General features: G+C 71.3%; 18 protein-coding genes and 2 pseudogenes. 12 read left to right on the forward strand and 8 right to left on the reverse strand.

All coding sequences use genetic code 11. From position 1 onward, the window contains the following. From KBA23_RS08660 to KBA23_RS08680, 5 genes and pseudogenes are all read left to right on the forward strand, one after another. A pseudogene (locus KBA23_RS08660) lies at window positions 1-241 on the forward strand (polyphosphate kinase 2); the annotation flags it as partial. Window positions 242-389: 148 nt separating this feature from the next. Then, a complete protein-coding gene (infA, locus tag KBA23_RS08665) occupies window positions 390-608 on the forward strand; it encodes a translation initiation factor IF-1 (protein ID WP_290739457.1) in 219 nt (72 codons plus the stop codon). Window positions 609-616: 8 nt separating this feature from the next. Continuing rightward, a complete protein-coding gene (locus KBA23_RS08670; protein ID WP_290739461.1) occupies window positions 617-1,186 on the forward strand; it encodes a nucleoside triphosphate pyrophosphatase in 570 nt (189 codons plus the stop codon). Beyond that, on the forward strand, window positions 1,183-2,232 hold the full coding sequence (locus tag KBA23_RS08675; protein WP_290739464.1) for a ribonuclease E/G: 1,050 nt from the start codon (window positions 1,183-1,185) through the stop codon (window positions 2,230-2,232). The genes KBA23_RS08670 and KBA23_RS08675 overlap by 4 nt, the downstream gene beginning before the upstream one ends. Window positions 2,233-2,477: 245 nt before the next feature. Then, a complete protein-coding gene (locus KBA23_RS08680; protein WP_290739467.1) occupies window positions 2,478-3,035 on the forward strand; it encodes a hypothetical protein in 558 nt (185 codons plus the stop codon). A gap of 13 nt (window positions 3,036-3,048) precedes the next feature. Here the strand turns inward: KBA23_RS08680 and KBA23_RS08685 are convergent, their stop codons facing one another. Beyond that, complete coding sequence (locus KBA23_RS08685) at window positions 3,049-4,374, reverse strand: radical SAM protein (protein ID WP_290739470.1); 1,326 nt, start codon at window positions 4,372-4,374, stop codon at window positions 3,049-3,051. A gap of 68 nt (window positions 4,375-4,442) precedes the next feature. On the opposite strand from KBA23_RS08685, the gene fnrL reads away from it, so the two are divergent. Then, the gene (gene fnrL / locus KBA23_RS08690) at window positions 4,443-5,213 is read left to right on the forward strand and encodes a transcriptional regulator FnrL (protein ID WP_290739473.1); all 771 of its coding nucleotides are present in this window, start codon (window positions 4,443-4,445) and stop codon (window positions 5,211-5,213) included. A 55-nt stretch (window positions 5,214-5,268) separates the two neighbouring features. On the opposite strand, the gene KBA23_RS08695 is transcribed toward fnrL, so the two are convergent. The 4 genes from KBA23_RS08695 to KBA23_RS08710 all read right to left on the reverse strand — a co-directional run bounded on the left by KBA23_RS08695 (window position 5,269) and on the right by KBA23_RS08710 (window position 12,625). Continuing rightward, window positions 5,269-5,982, reverse strand: a complete 714-nt coding sequence (locus tag KBA23_RS08695) for a rhomboid family intramembrane serine protease (RefSeq protein WP_290739476.1) — start codon at window positions 5,980-5,982, stop codon at window positions 5,269-5,271. Window positions 5,983-5,985: 3 nt separating this feature from the next. Continuing rightward, window positions 5,986-9,588 carry a bifunctional proline dehydrogenase/L-glutamate gamma-semialdehyde dehydrogenase PutA gene (gene putA, locus KBA23_RS08700; protein ID WP_290739479.1) on the reverse strand — a complete coding sequence of 1,201 codons (3,603 nt, stop codon included), beginning with the start codon at window positions 9,586-9,588 and terminating at the stop codon, window positions 5,986-5,988. A gap of 62 nt (window positions 9,589-9,650) precedes the next feature. After that, window positions 9,651-10,907 carry a peptidase T gene (gene pepT, locus KBA23_RS08705; protein ID WP_290739482.1) on the reverse strand — a complete coding sequence of 419 codons (1,257 nt, stop codon included), beginning with the start codon at window positions 10,905-10,907 and terminating at the stop codon, window positions 9,651-9,653. After that, a complete protein-coding gene (locus tag KBA23_RS08710; protein ID WP_290739485.1) occupies window positions 10,907-12,625 on the reverse strand; it encodes a DEAD/DEAH box helicase in 1,719 nt (572 codons plus the stop codon). The genes pepT and KBA23_RS08710 overlap by 1 nt, the downstream gene beginning before the upstream one ends. Window positions 12,626-12,877: 252 nt before the next feature. Here KBA23_RS08710 and KBA23_RS08715 point away from each other — a divergent pair, with 252 nt between their 5' ends. Both KBA23_RS08715 and KBA23_RS08720 read left to right on the forward strand, forming a co-directional pair. Continuing rightward, complete coding sequence (locus tag KBA23_RS08715) at window positions 12,878-13,669, forward strand: ferredoxin--NADP reductase (protein ID WP_290739488.1); 792 nt, start codon at window positions 12,878-12,880, stop codon at window positions 13,667-13,669. Between the two features lie 98 nt (window positions 13,670-13,767). Further along, window positions 13,768-14,475, forward strand: a complete 708-nt coding sequence (locus KBA23_RS08720) for a glutathione S-transferase N-terminal domain-containing protein (protein ID WP_290739491.1) — start codon at window positions 13,768-13,770, stop codon at window positions 14,473-14,475. A gap of 133 nt (window positions 14,476-14,608) precedes the next feature. On the opposite strand, the gene cls is transcribed toward KBA23_RS08720, so the two are convergent. From cls to KBA23_RS08735, 3 genes are all read right to left on the reverse strand, one after another. Further along, complete coding sequence (gene cls / locus KBA23_RS08725) at window positions 14,609-16,099, reverse strand: cardiolipin synthase (protein WP_290739494.1); 1,491 nt, start codon at window positions 16,097-16,099, stop codon at window positions 14,609-14,611. Between the two features lie 401 nt (window positions 16,100-16,500). Continuing rightward, a complete protein-coding gene (locus tag KBA23_RS08730) occupies window positions 16,501-18,105 on the reverse strand; it encodes a peptide chain release factor 3 (protein ID WP_290739497.1) in 1,605 nt (534 codons plus the stop codon). A gap of 61 nt (window positions 18,106-18,166) precedes the next feature. Further along, window positions 18,167-21,565, reverse strand: a complete 3,399-nt coding sequence (locus KBA23_RS08735; protein ID WP_290739500.1) for a peroxidase family protein — start codon at window positions 21,563-21,565, stop codon at window positions 18,167-18,169. A 368-nt stretch (window positions 21,566-21,933) separates the two neighbouring features. On the opposite strand from KBA23_RS08735, the gene KBA23_RS08740 reads away from it, so the two are divergent. From KBA23_RS08740 to KBA23_RS08755, 4 genes and pseudogenes are all read left to right on the forward strand, one after another. Then, window positions 21,934-22,188 carry a GlsB/YeaQ/YmgE family stress response membrane protein gene (locus KBA23_RS08740; RefSeq protein ID WP_290739503.1) on the forward strand — a complete coding sequence of 85 codons (255 nt, stop codon included), beginning with the start codon at window positions 21,934-21,936 and terminating at the stop codon, window positions 22,186-22,188. A 70-nt stretch (window positions 22,189-22,258) separates the two neighbouring features. After that, entirely contained in the window at window positions 22,259-23,446 is a 1,188-nt protein-coding gene (locus KBA23_RS08745; RefSeq protein WP_290739506.1) for an NUDIX domain-containing protein, read from the forward strand. A gap of 59 nt (window positions 23,447-23,505) precedes the next feature. Continuing rightward, a complete protein-coding gene (locus tag KBA23_RS08750; RefSeq protein ID WP_290739509.1) occupies window positions 23,506-24,543 on the forward strand; it encodes a cysteine synthase A in 1,038 nt (345 codons plus the stop codon). After that, a pseudogene (locus KBA23_RS08755) lies at window positions 24,527-24,980 on the forward strand (hypothetical protein); the annotation flags it as partial. The gene KBA23_RS08750 and the pseudogene KBA23_RS08755, both read left to right, overlap by 17 nt.

A 24,980-nucleotide genomic window follows, 5' to 3' on the forward strand; every position in this document is an offset into this window, starting at 1 on the left:
GGCCTACACCAAGGCCAAGGAGGAGATGCTCGCCCGCACCAGCATCCCCGAGGCGCCATGGTATATCGTCCAGGGCGTCGACAAGAAGCGGGCGCGGCTGAACTGCATCGACCACCTGCTGAGCCTCGTCCCCTACGAGGAAGTGCCGCATGAGGAGATCACGCTGCCGGAGCGGGTGTTCAACCCGGAATACGAGCGCAAGGTGCTGCCGCCGGAACTCTACGTGCCGCAGAAGTACTGAACGCGCTCCGCGCCTGTGGCCGAAAGGTCGCGGGCCGTTGCGTGCTCACGACGTTCGTGCTTGATTCTTCCGCCCGGGCGGCTCATGTACGGCGCGCGGACGCGCGGGTTGCGCGCTTCCGTTCCGTCGTAACTGCATCGGGATCCACATGGCCAAGGAAGAGCTTCTCGAGTTCCCCGGGGTCGTGACCGAGCTTCTTCCCAACGCGACCTTTCGGGTGGAGCTCGAGAACGGCCATGTCATCATCGCCCATACCGCCGGCAAGATGCGCAAGAACCGCATCCGTGTGCTCGCCGGCGACAAGGTGCAGGTCGAGATGACCCCCTACGACCTGACCAAGGGTCGCATCAACTACCGCTTCAAGTAAGACCGGCCTTGCCTCCGCGGCTGATCCTCGCCTCGGCGAGCCCGCGGCGGCGCGAGTTGCTCGCGCAGGTGGGCGTCGCCCCCGATCTGGTCGCCGCCGCCGACATCGACGAGGCTCCGCTCCGGGACGAGACGCCGCGCGCCTGCGCCCTGCGGCTGGCGCGCGCCAAGGCCGCGGCGGTTGCGGCCGGGCCCGAAGACATCGTGCTGGCGGCGGACACCGTGGTGGCGCGCGGGTCGCGGATGCTCGGCTCCCCGTCCGGTCCCGAGGAGGCGGCCAGTTTCCTGCGGCTGCTGTCGGGGCGGCGCCACCGCGTGCTGACGGGCGTGGCGGTTCGCCGCGGCGGCCGGGACTGGAGCCGGGTCGTCGAGACGGTGGTGCGCTTCCGCGGTCTCGATCCGGCGGAGATCGCCGCCTATGTCGCCAGCGGCGAATGGCGGGGCAAGGCGGGCGGCTACGCGATCCAGGGACGCGCCGCCGCCTTTGCGCCCTGGATTTCCGGTTCCTACAGCGCGGTGGTCGGGTTGCCGATCGCCGAGACGCTCGGCCTCCTGCGCGCGGCGGGATGGCGGCCGTGAAGGGGCGCCAGATCCTCGTCGAGCCGCGCGGCGACGGCGGCGCCGCGGCGGCGCTGATCGTCGACGGACGGCTGGACGACCTGCTGATCGACCTGCCGGCGGGGGATGCGCGGCCGCGCCCCGCGGCGATCCATCGCGCGGTCGCCGGCCGGCCGATGAAGGGCATCGGCGGAATGATGGTCGATCTCGGCGGCGGCGCGACCGGCTTCCTGCGCGGCGCGAAGCTGCCGGCGCCGGGATCGCGACTGCTCGTGCAGGTCGCCTCGTGGGCCGAGCCCGGCAAGGCGCCGCCGGTGACGACGCGCGTGCTCCTCAAGGGGCGGCTCGCGATCCTCACGCCGGGCGCTCCGGGGGTGAACGTCTCCAAGGCCATTGAGGACGGCGCGGCGCTCGGCGCGATCGCCGCCGCCGCCATGGAAGGCGCGCCGGAAGGCTGGGGCCTCATCGTGCGTTCGCTGGCAGCCACCGCGCGGCCGGGCGACCTCGCCGCCGAGATCGGCGGGCTGCGGGCGCGGCTGGCGCGGATCGAGGCGGCGGCCGGGGCCCCCGGCGGCGCGTGTCTGGAGGCTGCGCCCGGCGCGGCCGCGCTCGCCCGGCGCGACTGGCCGCGCGCGGCCGACGATCCGGTTGAGACCCACCCCGAGGCGCTGGCCCGCGCCGGCGTCTGGGAGGAGGCGGCGGCGCTTCTCGCGCCGGACGTGGCGCTGCCGGGCGGCGGTTCGCTGGCGGTCGAGGCGACGCGCGCCCTCGTCGCGGTCGACGTCAACACCGGCGGCGACGGCGCCCCGGCCGCGGCGATCGCGGCGAACATCGCGGCGGCGCGCGAACTGCCGCGCCAGCTGCGGCTGCGCGGGCTGGGCGGGCAGGTCGTCGTCGACTTCGCGCCGCTCGCCAAGCCGGATCGCGGACGGATCGAGCAGGCGCTGAAGGCGGCGCTGCGCCGCGACGGCATCGAGACCACGATCGCCGGCTGGACGCCCCTCGGCCATCTGGAGCTCAACCGCAAGCGCGCCCGGCCGCCCCTGGCGGAGCTGCCGCTGCGGTAGAGGCGGGGCGGCCGCGCCCGCGACCTTATACCGGCGGGCTCAAGAAGCGACTCGCGGACCTTTTTTGACCTTTAGCATTTTTATCGTGTGTATTCAGGTAGTTACCATGCTATCACGCGTGTTAGCCCGTGTTGCGCCGGGTGGCCTGGTAGACTCGCCGGTACTAAACCGCCGGCGCTGATCGGGAGAGATCCGGCCCGCAAGGTGCGATAGGCTCGGACGAACCGAATGAAAGGAACACGCCCGTGAAGAAGTCCGCCGCCACCGCAATGCTGTTGAGCCTCGCACTCGCGGCCTCGTCCGGGCCCGGGTTTGCAAAAACCAAGGGCAAGGACGTCGCCGCGGCCATCGCGATCGCCGCGGCGGCCGCCCTCGGAGTGGCCGCGCTCGCCCAGGACGGAAGCGACTACCCGCCGGGCAAGACCTTCACGACCGGCCAGCAGAAGGCCGAGTTCGAGGCCGGCTATCGCGACGGCCTCGCCGGGGCGCGCTACCGCAGCAACCTGCCGGCCTCGACCTACGGCGCGGGCTACGACGCGGGCGTCCGCGAGCGCAAGCTTCAGCAAGGCGGGCAGGGCGGCAAGAAGTTCGCCGGGGTGCCGCAGAAGGCGATGAAGGGTTGCGTCGAAAAGGCGGCCAACAACTGGAAGCTGCGCAAGAGCAACGTCTACGCCACCGACGCCCGCAAGGGCGCGGCCGGCACCTGGCTGATCGAGGTGGTCGCCGGCCGTCGGCAGGGCGTCTGCAACATGGCCGCCGACGGCACGACGAAGGGCAAGTTCATCGACGGCGGCAGCCTCTGACGCGCGCCGGGCGTCAGCCGGCGTGGGCGTCGAAAAGCCCGGCGATCTCGCGCAGGATCGCGGGCGGCGCCGGCGCGACGTCGAGCCCGTCCGGCACGAGCCGGACGACTTCCGGGAAGCGACGCGCGGCCGCCGCGCAGGCGGGCAGGACACTCCGGGCGAAATCGCCGAACGTGGCCTCGAGTTCGGCGACGTCGACCCGGCGGTCGCAGAGCAGCATCTCGATCGCCCGGCCGCGGACCCGATCCTCGAGCCCGAGCGCGCGCCCCCGGGAGGCGGGATCGTCGCCGGCGGCGATCCGATCGACATAGGCGCCGGTCTCGGCGACGTTCTGCACGTAGCCCTGCGGCAACCGCGAGACCGAGGCCGCGCCGAACCCGAGCGCGGCGTCGACGGGCGCGGCCAGCCAGAAGCCCAGGTCGCGCCGCAGATCCGCCGCCGCGACAAGCGGATCGCCGGGACGGACGAAGAGGTCGATCCCCACGGCGCGGTAGCCGGCCGCGGCGAGGACGGAGGCGCCAGCGGAGAAGTGCTCGGCGCGCTCCGGGGCGGCGGGCAGGTTCGCCTCGGGAATGAGCCGCTGGCGCCGGGCCATCCAGGGCACGTGGGCGTAGCCCGTCAGCGTGATGCGGTCCGGCGCAAGCGCCGCCGCCGCGGCGCAGGTTGCGGCAAAGGAGGCGGCGGTCTGCCGCGGCAGCCCGTAGAGGATGTCCACCGCGACCCGCGCGGCCCCCGCGGCGCGCACGTCCGCGATCGTCGCCGCGGCGCGGTCGAGGCGCAGCTCGCGGCCGACGGCCTCCTGCACTTCGGGCGCGAGATCCTGCCACCCGATGATCGCTTCGGTCATGCCGATCCCGAGGAGCGCGTCGAGCCGGCGACGCGGGACGCCGTGCGGCTCGATCTCCACGCCGAACGGCGCGCCAGGCGCGAGCGGTCCCAGCGCGCCGAGCGCATGGCCGAGGGCGCGGATGGCGGCGACCGGCAGGATCGTCGGGGACCCGCCGGCAAGCGCCACGGCCTTGAGCGTCGCGCCGTTGGGCAGGCGCCGCGCGACCCGCTCGATCTCGGTCACGAGCGCGCGGGCGTAGGCCGTGACCTGTCCGGCCGAGCGGGCGCGCTGGGTGCGGCAGCAGCAGAAGGCGCAGAGCCGGCGGCAGAACGGCACGTGGAGGCGCGCCGACAGCACGACCCCGGGCGGCAGCGCCGCGGTCCAGGCGGCGCGCGCGGCGGAGCCGACGTCGGAGCGGAACAGCGCCGTGGTCGGGTAGGTGGCGTAGCGGGGGACAAGGCGCTCCCGCGATGGCGGGTCTTCGGTCGGGGCGACGGCGGTAATCATCATGGCCACAGCGTCCGCGCGAAGGGGCCAGCCGCCTTGATCCTGATCAACCGGGCGACTAACTTCGGTGGATGAGGTTGGGGGACCGGGATTTGGAGGCTGTCCGTTCGCACAGGAGCGCCGAGACCCGATGCGAGGTCTGCCCTATCCGCCGTCGCGCGGTGTGCGCCTATTGCGAGCCCGACGACCTCGAGGAGCTTGACAGCTTCAAGAGCTACCGGCGCTTCGAGGCCGGGGAGACGATCGCCTGGGCGGGCGAGCGGATGTCGATGGTCGGCAGCGTGGTGACAGGGGTGGCGATGCTGTCCCGGACCCTCGCCGACGGCCGGCGGCAGATGGTCGGGTTGCTCCTGCCATCCGACTTCCTCGGGCGGCCGGGGCGGGCGCAGAACGCCTACGACGTGGTGGCCGCTACCGAGACGGTGTTCTGCATGTTCCAGAAGCCCGAGTTCGAGCGGCTGGTCGCGCGGATGCCGCAGATCGAGCGGCGACTGTTGCAGATGACGCTCGACGAACTCGACAGCGCGCGGGAATGGATGCTGCTGCTTGGGCGCAAGACCGCGCGCGAGAAGATCGCCAGCCTGTTCGTGATCATGGCCCGCCGCGACGCCGCGCTCCAGCGCGAGCCGAAGCCGGGGACGCTGGTGTTTCCGCTCTACATCACCCGCGAGGCGATGGCGGACTACCTCGGGCTGACCATCGAGACGGTGAGCCGGCAGATCTCGGCGCTGCGCCGGGACGGGGTGGTCGAGCTTTGCGAGAACCGCACGGTGCGCGTGCCGGACCTGCTGCGGCTGATCGACGAATCCGGCGACGACGCCGATGGCGGGGTGCTCTCCTGATGTGACGCGCCCAAACGGCGTCCGTCGGTCTGGTGCGACCGCTCATTGAGCAAGATCACGGGCTGCGGCCCTCGCGGCGGGCCCGGGCGGCGGTCCGGGCTTCGGCGAGGCGGGCTTCGAGTTTTCGCTCGCGGCAGTTCTCGAGCAGGACGCCGGCGACGAGACCGGCGAGGAAGCCGCCGAGATGGGCTTCCCAAGCCAGCATTCCCGACAGCGCCACGAAGAAGATGACGTTGAGAAGCACGAAGCCGAAGACCCGCGACAGGACTGGACGGACGGGGCGTCCCGCGGCGCGGAGCCGGCGCCAGTCGCCTACAACCCAGACGCCCACGAAGGCGAAGATCGCGCCGGAGGCGCCGACCATCGGGTAGGGGCTCGTCGCGAGCAGCCCGAAAACCGCGCCGCCGGCGACCGCGCCGGCCAGGAACACCGGCAGGATCGCGCGGCTGCCGTAGAGGTCTGACACCAGCCGGCCGAGGCCGAGCAGCACGACGCAGTTCATCGCCATGTGCAGGAAGCCGCCGTGCAGGAAGGCGTGGCTGACGAACATCGTGACCGGCTGCAGATCGAAGATCGGGCGCGCGCCGTGGAGTAGTTGCGCCCAGAAGGCGCCGACGGCAAAGACGCGGGCGCGCAGGCCCGTACCGATCAGGCCATGGTCGGACAGTTCCAGCACGATCTCGACCAGCGCCAGCACCGCCGCGAGCGCCACCAGTTCGCGCGGGGGCGGCCGATAGGGCGGGTGCGACTCGCGCCCATCCTCGGTCATCGGTCAGGCGCTTTCCGCAAGCAGGCTCGCATTGCCGCCGGCGGCGGTCGTGTCGATGCAGAGATGGCGCTCGACGACATGCCGCTCCGGGGCGAGAAGGCCGGTCTCCAGCGCCACGATCGGGCCGGGGCGGGCCGCGAGGGCGACACGCAGGGCGCGGAGCCAGTCCTCCGGCCCGCGCGCCGCCACGAGCCCGAGCCGGGGAACGTCGGTGAGCGCGGCCGGAACGATGCGGCCATCGCGCACCGCCAGGGGAAGCCCGGCCGCGGCGAGGGGCGCGAGCGCCGCCGTTGCGCCCTCGGCGACGACGACGACGGCATTGCCGGCGGCGAGCGCCTGCACGGCCTGCGCCAGCGCCGCCGCGGGACCGGCGCCGAGGCAGAGCACGCGGCCGCGCGGATGCAGGCTCAGGCGGTTGCTCTCGCCGGTCGGTCCCGGCAGGTCGAGCGGCGCCTGCGGCAACGCGGCGGCGGCGGCGAGGGCGGGGTTGTCGCCGAGAAGGCGGCGCAAGGCGGCGATGCGGTCGTCGCGGGCGGCCCAGGCGGCGGCGTCGAGCCCGCCGAACAGCTCGCCGACGGCGATCTCCGGGCCGCCGGGCGCGGCGTCGGGCGCGGGTTCGGCGCGGCGTTGCAGGCGCGGCAGGTAGAACGGCCCGCCGGCCTTCGGGCCGGTGCCCGAAAGCCCCTCGCCGCCGAAGGGCTGCGAGCCGACGATCGCCCCGATCTGGTTGCGGTTGACGTACATGTTGCCGACCGCGAGCCGGGCGGTCACGCGCTCCACCCGGTCGTCGATGCGGCTGTGGAGGCCGAAGGTCAGGCCGTAGCCGCGGGCGTTGATCGCGTCGACCACGGCGTCGAGCCCGTCGGCGCGGAACGGGGCGACGTGCAGCACCGGGCCGAAGACCTCGCGGTCGAGATCGGCGATGCCGGAGACCTCGATGACCGTCGGCGCGACGAAGCGGCCGGGGGCGGGGGGCGCGAGCGACTTGGTCACACGGTCGGCCCGGGCGTCGACATAGCCGGCGATGGCGGCCTCGGCCTCGGCGTCGATGACCGGGCCGACGTCGGTCGCCGGATCCCACGGGTCGCCGAGGCGGAGCGTCTCCATGGCGCCTCCGAGCATCTCCATCACCCGGGCGCGCGCCTCCTCCTGCACATAGAGAAGTCGCAGCGCCGAGCAACGCTGGCCGGCGGACTGGAAGGCGGAGGCAAGGACGTCGCGCACCACCTGCTCGGTGAGCGCGGTGGAATCGACCACCATGGCGTTGAGCCCGCCGGTCTCGGCGACGAGCGCCGCGTCGGGCGCGGCGTTGGCGGCCAGCGCGCGGTGGATCGACTGCGCCACTTCGGTCGAGCCGGTGAAGACGACGCCGGCGATGGCGGGGCTTGCGGCCAGCGGCGCGCCGACGCCGGGGCCGTCCCCGGGCAGGAGCACGAGCGCGCCGGCGGGGACGCCCGCCTCGTGCAGGAGCGCGGTCGCCCGCGCCGCGATGAGCGGGGTCTGCTCGGCGGGCTTGGCCAGCACGGCGTTGCCGGCGCCGAGGCAGGCCGCGACCTGCCCGGAAAAGATCGCCAGCGGGAAGTTCCACGGCGAGATCGCGACCATGACGCCGCGGCCCTCGCCCTTCGCGCGCTCCGCCTCGTCGGCGTAGTAGCGCAGGAAGTCCACCGCCTCGCGCAGCTCGGCGATGGCGTCGGCGAGCGTCTTGCCGGCCTCGCGGGTGGCGAGCGCGGTCAGCTCGGCGGCGTTCGCCTCGTAGAGGTCGGCGGCCCGGCGCAGGCAGGCGGCGCGTTCGGCGGGCGGCGTCGCCGCCCATCCCGGGAAGGCGACCCCGGCGGCGGCGAGCGCGGCGGCGACCTCGTCGGCGGTCGCCTCGCGCACCTCCCCCACCGTCTCGGCCGGGTCGGCGGGATTGACGATCGCGCGGGCCGGCCCGTCGGGGCCGGAGCCGGGCAGCGTCGGCCCCGCCTGCCAGCGATGGGCGCGCCAGGCCTCGCGCGCGGCGATCAGCGGCGCGACCGAGGCGGGCTCGTTGACGTTCCACCCGGCCGAGTTGGCGCGCGGCGCGAACAGGCGCGGCGGCGGCGCGATGCCGGGATTCACGATCGCATCGCCCCAGCTCTCGACCTCGGCGATCGGGTCGGCGGCGATCGTCGCGGCCGGCAGCGACTTGTCGACGATCTGGTTGACGAAGGAGGAGTTGGCCCCGTTCTCCAGCAGCCGCCGCACGAGGTAGGCGAGCAGGTCACGATGCGCGCCCACGGGCGCGTAGAGGCGGCAGCGCGTGCCCTCGGAGGTCGCCACGATGTCGTGGAGCGCCTCGCCCATGCCGTGCAGGCGCTGGAACTCGAAGTTCTCGCGGTCCTCGCCCGCCATCGCCAGCACCGCCGCGACGGTGTGGGCGTTGTGGGTGGCGAACTGCGGGTAGATCCATTCGCGGTTGTCGAGCAGCCGGCGGGCGTTGGCGATGTAGCTGACGTCGGTCGCGGGCTTGCGGGTGAAGACCGGGAATCCCGGCAGGCCCCTTTCCTGCGCGCCCTTGATCTCGCTGTCCCAGTAGGCGCCCTTTACGAGGCGCACCATCATGCGGCGGTCGTGGCGGGCGGCGAGGGCGGCGAGCCGGTCGATCACGGCGCCGGCGCGCAGGCCATAGGCCTGCACCACGACGCCGAAGCCCTGCCAGTCGTCGAGGAGCGGGTCGGAGAACAGCGCCTCGATCACGTCGAGCGACAGATCGAGGCGGTCGGCCTCCTCGGCGTCGATGTTGAAGCCGATGCGGGCGATGGCGGCGGCGCGGACGAGCGTCCGGGCGCGCGGGACGAGCTCCGCCATGACGTCGGCGCGGTGCGACCATTCGTAGCGGGGGTGGAGCGCCGAGAGCTTGACCGAGATGCCGGGCGAGCTGCGGACGTCGCCGGTGGCGCGGCCGGCGATCGCGGCGATGGCGTTGGCGTAGGCGGCGGCGTAGCGGTCGGCGTCGGCGTGGGTTCGCGCCGCCTCGCCGAGCATGTCGTAGGAATAGGCGTAGCCGCGAGCCTCGAGGGTGCGGGCGCGGTCCATCGCGGCTTCGATGGTCTCGCCGAGAACGAACTGCCGGCCCATCAGCCGCATGGCCTGGCCAACGGCCTTGCGCACCACCGGCTCGCCGAGGCGACGCATCGCCGAGCGCAGCAGCGCCGCCGGCCCCGGGCTGTCGTCGAGGACGCGCCCGGTGAGCATCAGCCCCCAGGTGGCGGCGTTGACGAGCGACGAGGTGGAGCGGCCAAGATGGGCGCCCCAGTTCGAGGGCTCGATCTTGTCGGCGATCAGCTCGTCGATGGTCTGCGCATCGGGAACGCGCAGCAGCGCCTCGGCGAGGCACATGAGGCCGACGCCCTCGTCCGTGGAGAGGCCGTATTCGGCGAGAAAGGCTTCCATCACCGTCGGCGAGGACCTGGCGCGGACCTCCTCGACCAGTCGCGCGGCGGCCGCCGAGATGGCGTCGCGCTCGGCCGGGGCGAGTCGCGTGCGCACGACGAGATCGCGCACCAGCGCCGCCTCGTCGGCATAGGTCAGCGCGCGGATCGCCGAGCGCGCGTCACGGTCGGGGGAGGGTCCAGAGTGCATGAAGCGGTTATCGTCCGCCGCCCCGTCGCGCGCAAGCGCCCTGTGGCGAAGGCGAGCGCGGCTCAGGCGGCCGGGCCGGGCTCCGCCCAGAGGCGGGCGAGTTCGATGGCGACGCCGACCGCGGCGGCCATGTCCTGCACGCTCACCCATTCGAGCGGGCCGTGGACGTTCTGCATCCCCGTGAAGACGTTCGGCGTCGGCACCCCCAGCTCGGTCAGCCGCGAGCCGTCGGTGCCGCCCCGGATCGGGGTGGAGACCGGATCGAGCCCGCAGCGCCGGTAGGCGGCCTGCGCCACTTCGACGGGGCGCATGTCCGCCTCGAGCCAGTAGCGCATGTTGCGGTACTGCGGGGTGATCTCCACCGCTGCCCGCGCCCGCGGCTCGGTCGCGGCGACCGCCTCGGCCACCTGGCGCACGAGCGCGCCGTGGGCGGCAAGCCCGTCGAGCTCGAAATCGCGGAGGATCATGCGGATCTCCGCCGCGGCGGCGGTTCCGCGCAGTTCGTAGACGTGGATGAAGCCCTGGCGGCCCGAGGTCGTCTCCGGGGTGCGCGTCGTCTGCGGCAGCGTGTCGACGATCTTCGCCGCGAGGTGCAGGGCGTTCACCAGCCGGTCCCTGGCGTCGCCGGGATGGATCGAGACGCCCTCGATCCGCACGACGGCCTTGTCGGCGGAAAAGCTCTCCCACGTCAGTTCGCCCTTCTCGCCGCCGTCAAAGGTGTAGGCGACGGCGGCGGCGAGGTCGCGGGGCAGGTTCGAGTGGACGCCGCGGCCGATCTCCTCGTCGGGCGTGAATGCGATGCGGACCGGGCCATGCGGCACGTCGGGTCGGGCGAGGAGCGCGCGCGCCGCCGCCATCACGATGGCCACGCCCGCCTTGTCGTCGGCGCCGAGCAGCGTCGCGCCGCTCGCCGTCACGATGTCCTCGCCCTCCTTGCCGGCCAGGTAGGGCGACGATTCGGGCGAGAGGACGAGATCGGGCGCGTCGGCGAAGCGGATCGGGGCGCCGTCCCAGGCGCGATGCACCACCGGCTTCACGCCGGTCGCGTTGAACTGCGGCGCGGTATCGACATGGGCGAGCAAGGCGATCGGCGCGACGGCGCCGGAGACCGTGGCCGGAATCGTGGCGAGGACCGCGCCGTATTCGGTGAGCTGCACGTCCTCGGCGCCCATCTCGGCCAGCTCGTCGCGCAGGAGCCGCGCGAGGTCGAGCTGGATGGCCGTGCTCGGCTCGCTCGCCGAGGTCTCGTCGCTCTGGGTGTCGATCGCGGCGTAGCGGACCAGCCGCGCCTCGAGCTCGTCGTCGAATTCGGTGCGCATCATGCCGCCGAGGGCGAGACTTCGACCTCGGCCTCGGCCGCGGCAGGCTCCGCGGCCCGGCGCCGGCGCGGCGCGCGGCGCTTCGCCGGCGCCTTCTGCACGACCTCCGCCGCATCGACAGACCCGGCGGCTTCCGCCGCATCGGCAGGCCCGGCGGCTTCCGCCACGGCTTCGACAGTCTCGACGGGGACCGCCTTCCGGGGCCGGGACGCCTTTGCGGCCGGAACGGCGGGCTGATCCTCGTCCTCCTCCGTGTCGGCGGCCGACGCGGGGACGCGGAACTCGCGCAGCAGGAAGGCGGGGACGTGGTCGCCCATGCCCGGGGCGACGCGCTCCCCGGCCGCGCCGCGCCGGCGGCCGCCGTCGTGGCGCGGCCGGTCGGATCGCTCGGCGGCGACGGCCGCCGCCGCGGGGGCCGGAGCCGCTTCCTCGCGTTCGCTCGCCGGCGCCGGTCCGGTCGGCCGGGCGCCGGACCTTCCGCCGCGGCCGCCCCGCGCGCGTTCCCTCCGGCCCGCGCCGCCGCGCTCGGCGGCAGGCTCGGCGGCGACGTCCTCGGTGGGCGCTCCGCCGGCCAGCGGGCTCTCGCGGACCGGGACCGCCTTCTTCACCAGCTCCTCGATCCGGGCGAGGTGCTTCTCGTCGTGCGGCAGGCAGAGCGTGATCGACGTCCCGGCGCGCCCGGCGCGGCCGGTGCGGCCGATGCGGTGCACATAATCCTCGGGATGAATCGGAACGTCGAAGTTGATGACATGGCTGACGTTGGGGATGTCGAGCCCGCGCGCCGCGACGTCGGAGGCGATCAGCAGCTTCAGTTCGCCGTCGCGGAACTGGCCGAGGATCGCCATGCGCAGCTTCTGGTCGAGATCGCCGTGCAGCGCCGCCGCGTCGAAGCCGTGCTTCTTGAGCGACTTCGCCAGCACGTCCACCTCGACCTTGCGGTTGCAGAAGATGATGCCGTTGGTGAGCGCGTCGCCCTCCGCCCGGATCAGCCGCCGCAGGATCTCGCGCTTCTCCGAGGGGCCGGTGTCCTTGCGCCGGGGGATGTGCTTGACGACCCACTGCGAGATGGTCTCGGAGGTGGTCGCCTGCCGCGCCACCTCGACCCGGACCGGGTTGTGCAGGAACGTGTCGGTGATCCGGGTGATCTCCGGCGCCATCGTCGCCGAGAAGAACAGCGTCTGCCGGGTGAAGGGCACCAGCTTGAAGATGCGCTCGATGTCGGGGATGAAACCCATGTCGAGCATGCGGTCGGCCTCGTCGACCACCATGATCTGCACGCCGGTCAGCATCAGCTTGCCGCGCTCGAAATGGTCGAGCAGCCGGCCCGGGGTGGCGACCAGAACGTCGACGCCGCGGTCGATGAGCTTGTCCTGGTCCTTGAAGCTGACGCCGCCGATCAGCAGCGCCATCGAGAGCTTGAGGTGTTTGGAATACTTCTCGAACTGCTCGGCCACCTGCGCCGCGAGCTCGCGCGTGGGCGCGAGAACCAGGCTGCGCGGCATCCGCGCCCGGGCGCGTCCCTTGGAGAGCGCGCAGAGCATGGGGAGCACGAAGGCGCCGGTCTTGCCGGTGCCGGTCTGGGCGATCCCGAGCACGTCGCGCCCTTCGAGCGCGTGGGGGATGGCCTGGATCTGGATGGGGGTCGGGGTCTCGTATCCGGCTTCGGAAACGGCCTCGAGGACTCGCGGATCAAGCGAGAGGTCGGAGAATGTGGTCATGTGGCCTTGCGCTGAAAGGTTGAGCGGCGATGCGGCCGCTTGCTCGCGCGGCCCCGGACCTCCGGATTGAGGCCCTGCTTATTGCGGTTCCATATATACTTGCGCACGATCTTCGTCAACGTCGGGCGATTCGCGCCGCGATCACGTCTGTGCGGACCCTTTTCCCCGCCGGCCGGCCGGTGTAAAAGCCGCCGCCCGGGGACGCAGCCGACCGTCACGTCCGCGCATCCCATGGAACAGAGGAATCGGTGTATGGATCAGGTGGTGGACAAGGCGTTGCGCGGCATGGCGCTCCTCAAGGTGCGCAACATCCGGCACTGGACCGACCGGACCTTCTCGTTCAACTGCGACCGCCCGGCGAGCTTCCGCTTCCGCTCCGGCGAGTTCGCGATGATCGGACTCGTCGTCGACGGCAAGCCGCTGTTGCGCGCCTATTCGATCTGCTCGCCCTCCTGGGAGGAGGAGCTCGAGTTCTACTCGATCAAGGTGCAGGACGGGCCGCTCACCTCGCGCCTCCAGCACATCAAGGAAGGCGACGAGATCGCGATGCGGCCGAAGCCGGTGGGAACGCTCGTCCACGACGCGCTGGTGCCCGGCAAGCGGCTTTTCCTGTTCTCGACAGGCACGGGCATCGCCCCCTTCGCCTCGATCATCCGTGACCCGGAGACCTACGAGAAGTTCGAGCAGGTGGTGCTTACCCACACCTGCCGGCAGGTGGGCGAGCTCGCCTTCGGCCACGATCTCGTCCGCCGCATCAGCGAGCACGAGTTCCTGCCCGAGGTCGTGGGCGACAAGCTCGTCCACATCGCGACCACGACGCGCGAGCAGAGCCCGGCGATGGGCCGCATGACCGACTGGATCCGCGACGGCCGCCTCGCGGCGGCCACGGGGGCGCCGCTCGACCCGGCCACGGACCGGGTGATGATCTGCGGCTCCATGGCGATGCTCCAGGAGCACAAGGCGATCTGCGAGGAACTCGGCTTCATCGAGGGGTCCAACTCGGAGCCCGGCCAGTTCGTCATCGAAAAGGCCTTCGTCGACTGACGCCGCCCGCCCCCGGGGGATCGGCCGGGGGTCGCGCCGGCTTGCAATTCCCCGCGCGCGGCACAAGTGCGGCTGGACAGACCCAGGGAGACACGCGAATGAGCCTCGACGCCCCCACCCTCGACCATCCGATCACCGCGCGGTGGCCGGCGCAGCATCCCGACCGCGTGCAACTCTATTCCTGGCCGACGCCGAACGGGATCAAGGTCTCGGCGATGCTCGAGGAGACGGGCCTGTCCTACGAGCCGCATCTGGTGAGCCTCTCGGGCGACCAGATGACGCCCGAGTTCCTTTCGCTCAACCCGAACAACAAGATCCCCGCGATCATCGATCCGAACGGGCCGGACGGGCGGCCGCTCGGGCTCTTCGAGTCCGGCGCGATCCTGATCTACCTCGCCGACAAGACAGGCATGTTCCTGCCCTCGGGCGGCGCGCGCTACGAGACCATCCAGTGGCTGATGTTCCAGATTGGCGGCGTCGGCCCGATGTTCGGCCAGATCGGCTACTTCAACAAGTTCGCCGGCCGCGAGATCGAGGACAGGCGGCCGCTCACCCGCTACGTCAACGAGGCGAAGCGGCTGCTCGGCGTGCTCGACGCGCGGCTCGACGGGCGCGACTGGATGATGGGGGAGTATACCATCGCGGACATGGCCCTGTGGCCCTGGGTGCGCGGGCTCGAAGGCTACGAAGCGCTCGATCTCGTCGAGTTCGAGCGCTTCGCCAACGTGAAGGCCTGGCTCGCCCGCGCGCTGGCGCGGCCCGCATCGCAGGCGGCGCTCAACATCCCCGACAAGACCCTGGCCTGACGCCAGCGGCCCGGGCGCCGGACACGCGCCGAAGCGTTGTCGAATCCTGAAAAAGTGGCAAGGCGGATTCAGCCCGATTCCAGCCGCGTTCCGGCCAGATGAATCCTGGCTTTTTCAGGGGCTTGCCTCGCCGTCAAAGCACGGGGCCGAACATCGCGATCGCGTTGTTGCGCAGCCGGGCACGGAGGCTCCACCCCTCGACCTCGGCGCGATCGACGATGTTCGACTGGCCCTTGTACTCCTCCTGGCGCATGCGCATCGCCCGGGTAAGTTCCTTGTCGAACAGCAGGATGTTGTTCTCGAAGTTCAGCTCGAAGCTGCGCCGGTCCATGTTGGCCGAGCCGATCAGCGTCACCTCGCCGTCGATGGTCAGCGACTTGGTGTGCAGGAGCCCGGGGCGATACTCGTAGATCGTCACCCCGGCGTCGAGAAGCTGGGCGTAATAGCTGCGGCTCGCGGCCGCCACGATCCAGCTGTCGTTGCGGGCGGGCAGGATCAGCGTCGTCGCAACCCCGCGCCGCGCCGACGCGGAGAGCGCGGCCTGGATCGGCTCGTCAGGGACATAGTAGGGCGTCGTCGCCACCAGTTCCCGCCGAGCGGCGTACATAAGCGCCTCGAACATCTCCGGCATCGCCGAGGGCCGCGTCGCGGCGCTGGTGCCGATCACCTGCGCCGGAAAGCCCGCGCCCAGCGGCCCGACCGGCTCGGCGACGAGCGCGCTCAGGTCCTCCGAGGTGTGGGCCATCCAGTCCGAGGCGAAAAGGTGCTGGTTCTGCCGCACGATCGGCCCCTCGAAGCGCATCATCGCGTCGACCCAGGGGGCATACTTCGCCTTGATCTCGAAGGCCGGGTCGGCGCAGTTCTGGCTGCCGCAATAGGTCACGCGGTTGTCGACCACGAGGATCTTGCGGTGGTTGCGCATGTCGATCCGGCCCTTGAGCGGGCGCGACAGGATGAAGCCGATCGGCAGGGCCGCAGCCATCCGCACGCCGGCCGCGGCCATGTCCTGCCAGTGCGGCGAGCGGATGAGCAGGCGCGAGCCGAGATCGTCGGCCATGGCGCGGACCGCCACCCCGCGCCGCGCGGCGCGCTTGACCGCATCGACCATCTTGAGCCCGTTGCCGTCCGGCAGCCAGATGTAGAACATCAGATGCACGTGGTCGGCCGCCGCGTCGATGTCGGCGATCATGGCGTCGATCGCGGCGTCGGACGAGGCGAGAAGCGCGCCGGTGTTGCCGGCCACGACCGGGAAGCCGCTGATGGATTCTCCGACGCGAAAGAGCGGCGCGAGCCGGGTCGGAACGACCGAGGCGGCTTCGCCTTCGCCTTCGTGGGTCGCCAGCGCGTCGAAGGCGGGCAGCCGCGCCAGCGCCGCGCGCAGGCGGCCGACCCTGCGGCGGCCGATGTTCGGCTCGCCGAAGAGGACGTAGAACAGCAGCCCGATGATCGGGGCGACGAGGATCACCACGACCCATGCCATGCGCGCGGCCGGTTCGCGCTCGGGGCGCAGGAGCGCCCGGCCGATGAAGAAGACCTGGAGCGCCACGTGAATGATGAGGAGCATGTAGCCCGGCGCGTGACCGAGGTTCCAGAGCCAGGTGTTCATGCCATGCCGTTGAGCCACATAGGTTTCGTTCGCAGCACCGCTTCTTCGCGAAGGTTAGCCCGTGCGCCGAGCTTGCGCCATCGTATCCTTGGCGCAGATCGGCCGCAGCTCGGGCCGATCGCCGGCCGGTGAGCGGGCTCTCATACCGGCGAGTCTACGAGGCCACCCGGCGCAACACGGGCTAACACGCGTGATAGGTTGGGTAACTATTTGAGTATACACGATAAAAGTGCCAAATGCAAAGAGAGGGCCGCGAGTCGTTTCATGAGCCCGCCGGTATCATACGGCCTCGGCCTGAATGCCTCGCGCCTGCATTAACGATTCAATTCTGACTCTTTTGCTTGGCATATGCGTCGTGCATACGTCGTGCATGGAATGTGCATCGAAGAATCCGCCGTAAACCCTTGACACCGAAGTCTTCAGGCGACGGTATCCTTGACCGCGGTCAGCCGCAGCTCCGGCCAGTCGCGCGTCACCCGGTCGATGTCCCATTGCAGGCGGGTCATGTAGACCGGGTCGCCGTCGTGGTCCTCGGCCATGTGTCCCTTGTTGGCCCTGGCGAAGGCGTCGATCCTGTCGCGGGGGCCCGCCACCCACCGGGCCGAGGTGAACTGCGTCGGCTCGAAGCGCACGGGCAGCCCGTATTCCTGCTCGATGCGGCTCGCCAGCACGTCGAACTGCAGCGGACCGACGACCCCGACGATCCAGCCCGAGCCGACCTGCGGCTTGAAGAGCTTGGAGGCGCCTTCCTCAGCGAACTGGTTGAGCGCCTTCTCGAGGTGCTTCGCCTTCATCGGGTCGCCCGCGCGCACCGATTGCAGCAGCTCGGGGGCGAAGGAAGGGATGCCGGTGAAACGGATGGTCTCGCCCTCGGTCAGCGCGTCGCCGATCCTGAGCTGGCCGTGGTTCGGGATGCCGATGATGTCGCCGGCCCAGGCGTCCTCGGCGAGCTCGCGGTCCTGGGCGAGGAACAGCATCGGGCTCGCCACTGTGATCTGCTTGCCCGAGCGGACGTGGAAGAGCTTCATGCCCCGCCCGAAATGTCCCGAGCAGAGCCGGAGGAAGGCGACGCGGTCGCGGTGCTTTGGGTCCATGTTGGCCTGGACCTTGAAGACGAAGCCGGTCACCTCGGGCTCCCAGGCCCCGACCTCGCGCGGCTCGGCGGCGTGGACGCTCGGCGGCGGGCCATAGGCGCCGATGCCGGCCATCAGCTCCTGCACGCCGAAGGAATTGATCGCCGAGCCGAACCAGATCGGCGAGAGGTTGCCGGCGAGCATCGCCTCGTGGTCGAAGGCGGGCAGGAGCTCGCGGGCCATCGCGACCTCCTCGCGCAGCGTCGCGAGCGCGTCGGCGGGGATGCGATCGGCCATGCGCGGGTCGTCGAGCCCCTGCATCGCGACGCTCTCGGCCCGCCGGTTTCGGTCGGCGCGGTCCATGAGTTCGAGCCGGTCGTTCAGCATGTCGTAACAGCCGAGGAAGTCGCGGCCCTGCCCGATCGGCCAGGAGGCCGGACAGACGTCGAGCTGCAGCTCATGCTGGATCTCGTCGATGATCTCGAAGGTGTCGCGCGCCTCGCGGTCCATCTTGTTGCAGAAGGTCAGGATCGGCAGGTCGCGCAGGCGGCAGACCTCGAAGAGCTTGCGCGTCTGGCTTTCGACGCCCTTCGCGCCGTCGATCACCATGACGGCGGCGTCGACGGCGGTGAGCGTGCGATACGTGTCTTCGGAGAAGTCCGAGTGCCCCGGCGTGTCGACGAGGTTGAACCACCAGTCGCGGAACGGGAACGACATGGCCGAGGCGGAGACGGAGATGCCGCGCTCCTGTTCCATCTTCATGTAGTCCGAGCGGGTGCGCCGGGCCTCGCCCTTGGCGCGGACCTGGCCGGCCATCTGGATGGCGCCGCCGTAGAGGAGGAACTTCTCCGTCAGCGTCGTCTTGCCCGCGTCCGGGTGCGAGATGATCGCGAAGGTGCGGCGGCGCGCGACTTGCGGTGGCAGGGCGGGGGCGTTGGGCGAAACGGACATGGGCGGCCATATAGCCGCCCATGTCATTGCGAGGAAGGCCCCGTTCTCGTGCGGGACCACGTCAGCCGAAGGTGAAGTCCTCGGCGCTGAAACCGAGCCGCGTGCTGCTGACGCCGGCCAGGAAGATCTCCCCGGAGCCGCCGAGGTCGTCGAGGTCGATGGTCGCGCCGCTGCCGTCGAACGTCGTGGCGTCGGCGACGGCCGCGACGCGCTGGGCGTTCGTCAGGCCGGCGAGTTCGGAAAACCCCACGAGGCGGATTACATCGTTTCCGCTGGCGTCGAAATCGTCGATGCGATGGTTGCCGCCCGAAGCGCCCGAAACGAACCGGAACGTGTCGTTGCCGTTGCCGCCGACGAAGGTGTCGCCGCCGCCGTTGCCGTCGAGGGTGTCGTTGCCTCTGCCGCCGAAGAGACTGTCGGCGCCCGACATGCCGGTGATGGTGTCGTTGCCGCGCATGCCGCGGATCGATGCAACGCCGCTCACCGCCGCGAACTTCGAGAAGTCGAGGACGTCGTCGTTGTCGGTGCCGAGCACCGCCCGGCCGCTGCCCTCGAAGATCTCGACGTTGGAGATGCGGTTGGTGCCGGCGAGCGTCGCATCGCCGTTGGCGGTGATGCGGATGGTGTCGGCGAGCCCGGCGCCGCCATTGATCGCGTCGTTCCGCGCCTGCGTGCCGCTGATCAGGATGATGTCGTTCCCGTCGCCGCCGTTGGACGTGTCGGTTCCGGTCCCGCCGTTCAGCACGTCGTTGCCGCCGTTGCCGTTCTGCGTGTCGCCGCCGCCATTGCCGTTCAGAGTGTCGTTCCCGGCGCCGCCGTTCTGGGTGTTGCCGTTTCCGCTGCCGTTGAAGGTCTGGCCGGGATTGGTCCCCCCGACGATAGTGACGTCGAGCGCCGCTAGGCCCGACCGCTGGCCGGTCGTGTCGGCCACCGTGTAGGCGACGTCAGTCACCGCGCCGGTGTAGTTGGCGACGGGCGCGAAGGTGACGGCGCCCGTCGTGGCGTTGACCGTCCAGACGCCCTCCCCGGCGACGGTCCTGGTGCGACCCGCGGATCCCGCGTCGGCCCCTTCGAGACGGACCGACGTGGCGTCGAGCCCGTCGGCGTCGCTGTCGTTGGCGAGGATCGCGAACGTGGCTGAGCCGTTGGCGTTGACGGCGAAGGCGTCGGCGACAACGGTCGGCGGGTTGCCGCCCTGGCCGGAGCCGATCGTGACATTGACCGCCGCCGGCGACGAACGCTGCCCGAAGGTGTCGGCAACCGTGTACGAGATCGACGTCGCCGCGCCGGTGAAACCGGCCTCGGGCGTGAACGTGACCGCGCCGGTCGTGACGTTGACCGACCAGGTTCCCTCGCCCGGGACCGTCCTGGTCAGGCCGTTCGAGCCGCTGTCGGCGTCGACGATCCGGACCGAGGTGGGATCGACGGTCGCCTGGTCCCCGTCGGTGTCGTTGTCGTTGGCGAGGACGCTGACGACCACGGGCGAGCCGGTTGCGCCGGCTGCGGAATCGGCGTTGACAGTCGGCGCGACGAAGTTGAGCGCCGCGGCGGTCACACCCTTCATGGTGACGGTGGCTTGGCCGAAGGCGATGACCGCGCCGTTCGCGCCGTCGGTCAGGGAGATCGGGCCGCGGCCGGCGGTGTTGAGGAACTCGAAGGCGTCGATCGCCTCCCAGCCCCGCACCTCGTTCGTGCTGGCGAGGCTCGCGTCGATGACATAGGTGTCGGCTTCGGTCCCGCCGATCAGCACGTTGTTGCCGGCGCCGCCGGCCAGCCGGTCCGTCCCCGCGCCGCCGACGATGTGGTCGTCCGCCGCGCCGCCGTTAAGGGTGTCCGCGCCGCCGAAGCCGAGCAGCAGGTTGTTGCCCGCCTGGCCGTTCAGCGTGTTGGCCGTGTCGTTCCCGCCGATGCGGTTGTACGCGACGAAGGCGTCGTCCTGGATGTCGTCGACGTCCGTGTTGCGGGCGATGACGTCGGAGAGCCTGGTCGACCACAGCTCGGCGAGTTCGGCGGCGCCGAAGCCGCGCTGCTGGCTCCAGAACGGGTCGCCGTCGCGCAGGCGGATGAACTGGTCGATCAGACCGGCGCGGAACAGCTCGCCGACCATGCCGCCCCCGACCGCGTCCTCGGCGAGGCCGCCGACCCAGAGGTCGACCTTGGTGATGTCGTCGCCATAGGCGGCGCTGAGCCTCGCGGCGACCTGCGGGTCGCTGGTTATCTGGCTGAAGCTCGTCTTGGCCTCCAGCCCGAGGGCGACGCGCGCCTCGTTGTAGGTCGGCAGGCCGTGGTCGCGGCCGCGCTGGATGTTGAGCGCCGCGAGGTCCTGGCCGAAGGAGCCTCCGCCGGCGTTGAAGAGGAAGGAGCGGATATCCTCGACGACGAAGGCGTCGATCTTCTGCGACTTTGTCGTCGCCATGCCGCGGAAGATGTCCTCGACGCCGGTGATGGCGATCTGGGCGCCTTTCTGCTGGAAAGCGTCGCGGAGCGCGAGGTGGCCGGCGGCGTCAGTGGCGCCGTTCTCGTTGATGCGGTTGATCGAGGGCGACAGCATCGAGTGCCCGAGACGGTAGAACGCCGTGGAGAACTCGAGCGTGATCGCCGGGTTGACGTCGGACTTGTGGCCGGTATAGGCGGACGGCTCCCAACCCGGGCCGAGGAGCTTCGGCAGGAACTCGTTGAAGGTGATGGCCTGGACCATCGCCTCGACGCGGGCGCGAGCGCCCTGAAACTGCTGCTCGACCGTCAGCCCGGCGGCGGCGAGTTCGTCGACCAGCCGGTTGTGCTCGCGGGCGAAGACCGCCTGCATGGAGAGCAGGGCCTCGTTTTCGCCGGCGCGGGTGTCGCCGGCCACGGCGCCGTTGCCGAGAACCGGCAGGCCCGCGTTGAACATGATCGTGCCCTGGGCGGACAGCTTGAGCTTGGCCGTGCCGGACACGAGAAGCTGGTCGAGTTTCGCCTGGCTCGAGCCGTAGACCATCGAGGCGTCGAGGAAGGCCGTGATCTGGTTGTTGAACTCGCGCGCCCCGCCCCCGCTTGCGGGGGTGGACCGGTCGAACGGGATCGAGGAGACGCCGCCCTGGGTCAGCATCGGATCGCCGGCCGGCACTGTGATGTCGGCCGAGCCGTTCGATGCGGCGCTGGCGGTCTGGTCCATGTCGTGGTCGATGAACTGACCCCAGACCCAAAGCAGGCTCGAGAAGCCGGCGTCGTTCGGCACGTCGATATGAACGCCGTTCGAATCGGTCTGCTTGAACACGGTGTTGGAGATTGCGCGCGGGTTCGGACGGTCGCTCCCGTCGAGCAATGCGCCCGTCCCGTCGTCATACCAGCCGTTTCCGGTCAGACGGATCTGGACCGCGCCCGCGCGCCCGCCGTCGGAGGTCTCGTTGCCCGGCCGATCGCCGTCTGGCGGACGCGGATTGTCGGCAAAGTTCACAGACGGATCAAGGTTCTCGGACATGACAGCACCCCTCGCACAAAAGCGACACCCAACAACGGACCCGACCCTGGCAAGGTGATCAGGATCCATCCACCCGCAGCCCGCTTATCACGGATCGTTATGGTTTGAAGCGATTCTTTTCCAGTTGCGGCAATGCACAATCACTGCGCGAGCGGCCTCGCGCGCAAAGCGCGCATTAACTATGCGGGCAGATTCAACTGGTTGCCTCGGGCGACCCTCGACCACCATGTCGTTCCTTGTGCCGGGAAGGGCGCTTCGTTACGCGCTTGCGAAGGAATGGCTCGCCCGGCTGCAGGCGGCGGCGGGGCCGTTGACGCCCGGCGGTCGTGCCCCTACCGCTTGTGCAGGTCGCCAAGGGGAGAATGCCGATGCTCGGCCTGGGCCTAGTCACCTTCCTCGTCGTCGGGCTGATCGCCGGCTATGTCGCGAACGCGCTGCATGGCCGCAGGGAGCGCCTCGTCCAGAGCCTCGTGACCGGCGTCGCCGGCGCCTTCGTCGGCGGGGTGCTGTTCTGGGGTCTCGGCCTCCGCGCGACCGGTTTCGTGGGCGCCCTGGTCATCGCGACCGTGGGCTCCGTCGTGCTTCTGTTCCTGCTCGACCGGTACGGGCAGCCACGGAGCTAGCCCGGGTCCGGCGATCGCGTCGTCTGGCCGCCGGATCGGCCCCCCGTCTGCCGGGCCCGGAGACCGACCCATGCCCGACTTCTTCCTTCCCGGTCCGTTCGCCGAGGACGACTTTCTCGCGACGATCGTCGGTCCGGAGGCGGCGGTGCGGCGCGGTCCGCGCACATCGGTCGTGGGGCTCGCCTTGCGGACCGACCCGCACGGGCCCGCGGCGGCGCTGGTCGACGCGGCGGGCGGGCGGGTCGACGGCGCGCTGTTTCACGCCACTGAGTTTGCGGCGGCGCGGCTGCGTTTCGCGCTGACGGCCTTCGGCGGCGCGACGTTCCGGCGGGTGGAGACCGGCGCCGGCCCGGCCGAGGCGGCGGTGGTGCGGGACGGGGAGGCGCCGGCCGCGGCCTGGCCGGCGTCGCCGGATCCGGAATGGCGGGCGCACCTTCTCGAGGCGGCTGCGGAGGCGATGGCGCATTTTGGGCGCCGGCCGGCAGCGGAGATGCCGGCGCTGATGCACGGGATCGGGTTCCGCGCGCTGGCACGGGCGCGCGGCCGCGCCGACCGGACGCCGGTCCTGCTGCGCCGCGATCTGTCGACGGCGGCGGACGTGGAGGAACTGGGCGTCGCCTACCCCTATGCGCGCTACTTCGGCGTCGAGGAGCACCGGCTGCGGCATCGCCGCTTCGGCGGCGGCATGTCGGCTCCGGTCGAGCGGGCGGTGTTCACCAGCGGCGACGCGGTGACGGTGCTGCCGTTCGATCCGGCGCGGCGGCTGGTGCTGATGATCGAGCAGTTCCGCCCCGGACCCTACGCCCGACGCGACCCCCGGCCGTGGAGCCTCGAGGCCGTGGCGGGACGCTGCGACCCCGGCGAGGGTCCGGAGGCCACGGCCCGGCGCGAGGCGGTCGAGGAGGCGGGCCTGACACTCGGACGGGTGCGCCGGATCGCCAGCTACTATACGTCCCCCGGGACGATGGCGGAGCATATCACCGCTTATGTCGGCGAGGCGTCGCTCGACGGGGCAGGGGGGATCCACGGGCTTGCGACCGAGGACGAGGATATCCGGGTCATCGTCGCCACGGTCGCGGAGGCGCTCGCGGTCGTCGAGGCGGGCGAGGTGAACAACGGACCGCTCCTCGTCTCCCTGCTCTGGCTCGGCGCGAACGAGGACCGGCTCGTGGCGGAATGGTCACGCGGACCGGCGGACGTGCCCGATCCCGACGCAGGGGACGGCGGCGCGGCGCCGGGTCGGCCGGGCGCGGGTTGATGGCCCCCCGCACAGGCGCTAGGTCTCGGTCGTCGCAGCATTCTCGGAGAGGCTCCATCATGGGGGTCGCGTCGTCCCTGCCTGAACTCGTCGGCCGCACCCCGCTCCTGCGACTTCGCAAGGCGTCCGAACTGACGGGTTGCGAGATCCTCGGCAAGGCCGAGTTCATGAACCCGGGCCAGTCGGTGAAGGACCGTGCGGCGCTCTTCATGATTCGGGACGCCGTCGCCCGCGGGACGCTGCGTCCGGGCGGGGTGATCGTCGAGGGCACGGCGGGCAATACCGGGATCGGCCTCGCCGTCGTCGGCGCGGCGATGGGCTTCCGCTGCGTGATCGTGATCCCCGAGACCCAGAGCCAGGAGAAGAAGGACGCGCTTCGGATGCTCGGCGCCCGGCTCGTCGAGGTGCCCGCGGTCCCCTATCGCGACCCCAACAACTACGTGAAGTATTCCGGCCGCCTCGCCGCGCGGCTGGCGGAGATCGCGCCGGAGGGGGCCGTCTGGGCCAACCAGTTCGACAACGTGGCGAACCGGCAGGCCCATGTCGAAACCACGGCGCCGGAGATTTGGGAGCAGACCGGAGGGCGCGTGGACGGCTTCATCTGCGCGGTCGGCTCGGGCGGCACCCTCGCCGGCGTCGCCGAGGGGCTGCGGGCGCGCAACCCGGACGTCAGGATCGGCCTCGCCGACCCGGACGGCGCTGCGCTCTGCAACTGGTACGCCCATGGCGAGCTGAAGGCGGAAGGCTCCTCGATCTCGGAGGGGATCGGGCAGGGACGCATCACCGCCAACCTCGAGGGGCTGAAGGTCGACATGCCCTACACCATCCCCGATTCCGAGGGCCTGCCCGTGGTCTACGACCTCGTCGAGACCGAGGGATTGTGCATGGGGCTGTCGACCGGAATCAACGTCGCCGGCGCGATCCGCATGGCGCGCGACCTCGGGCCGGGGCACACCATCGTGACCGTGCTCTGCGACTACGGGATGCGCTACCAGTCGCGCATCTTCAACCCGCCGTTCCTGCGCGAGCTCGGATTGCCGACGCCGCCCTGGATGGACGGCGAGCGAGACGCGCTGCCCGATGTCGCGGTGGCGTGACGCCGGCGTGCGCCTGCGCGAACTCGGTCTCGTCGTCGGGCTCGTCGTCGGGCTGGGGGGGGGGCTCGCCGGCGACGCCGCTGCGCAGGAGCCGAATCCCGGCGACGAATGGGCGACGGCCGTCGCTGCGACGCAGGCGCTGACGGGCAACGAGGACGTCGGCACCGAGGAACTCGAGGCCGCGCGCGACAACCTGCTGCGGCTGCGCAGCGCCGCGCTCGAGTTCGAGAAGACGGCCCATGTCAGGCTCGCCGAGGCGCAGGCGCGGCTCGACGCGCTGGGGGCGCCCCCGGCGGACGGCGCGACCGAGGCGCCGGAGATCGCCCAGCGGCGTAAGGAAGCGGCCGAGGCGGTCGCCGCGGCGCAGGTGCCGGTGCTGGAGTCGCAGGACTTCCAGCGCGCCGCCGACGGCCTGATCGGCGAGATCGACATGATCG

Source organism: Amaricoccus sp., from assembly GCF_017995835.1.
Lineage (GTDB): Bacteria > Pseudomonadota > Alphaproteobacteria > Rhodobacterales > Rhodobacteraceae > Amaricoccus.

Coding starts and splice junctions, on each gene's coding strand:
- infA (WP_290739457.1), top strand. CDS start 390: ATGGCCAAGGAAGAGCTTCTCGAGTTCCCCGGGGTCGTGACCGAGCTT.
- KBA23_RS08685 (WP_290739470.1), bottom strand. CDS start 4,374: ATGATGATTACCGCCGTCGCCCCGACCGAAGACCCGCCATCGCGGGAG.
- fnrL (WP_290739473.1), top strand. CDS start 4,443: ATGAGGTTGGGGGACCGGGATTTGGAGGCTGTCCGTTCGCACAGGAGC.
- KBA23_RS08695 (WP_290739476.1), bottom strand. CDS start 5,982: ATGACCGAGGATGGGCGCGAGTCGCACCCGCCCTATCGGCCGCCCCCG.
- putA (WP_290739479.1), bottom strand. CDS start 9,588: ATGCACTCTGGACCCTCCCCCGACCGTGACGCGCGCTCGGCGATCCGC.
- pepT (WP_290739482.1), bottom strand. CDS start 10,907: ATGCGCACCGAATTCGACGACGAGCTCGAGGCGCGGCTGGTCCGCTAC.
- KBA23_RS08710 (WP_290739485.1), bottom strand. CDS start 12,625: ATGACCACATTCTCCGACCTCTCGCTTGATCCGCGAGTCCTCGAGGCC.
- KBA23_RS08715 (WP_290739488.1), top strand. CDS start 12,878: ATGGATCAGGTGGTGGACAAGGCGTTGCGCGGCATGGCGCTCCTCAAG.
- KBA23_RS08720 (WP_290739491.1), top strand. CDS start 13,768: ATGAGCCTCGACGCCCCCACCCTCGACCATCCGATCACCGCGCGGTGG.
- KBA23_RS08730 (WP_290739497.1), bottom strand. CDS start 18,105: ATGTCCGTTTCGCCCAACGCCCCCGCCCTGCCACCGCAAGTCGCGCGC.
- KBA23_RS08735 (WP_290739500.1), bottom strand. CDS start 21,565: ATGTCCGAGAACCTTGATCCGTCTGTGAACTTTGCCGACAATCCGCGT.
- KBA23_RS08740 (WP_290739503.1), top strand. CDS start 21,934: ATGCTCGGCCTGGGCCTAGTCACCTTCCTCGTCGTCGGGCTGATCGCC.
- KBA23_RS08745 (WP_290739506.1), top strand. CDS start 22,259: ATGCCCGACTTCTTCCTTCCCGGTCCGTTCGCCGAGGACGACTTTCTC.
- KBA23_RS08750 (WP_290739509.1), top strand. CDS start 23,506: ATGGGGGTCGCGTCGTCCCTGCCTGAACTCGTCGGCCGCACCCCGCTC.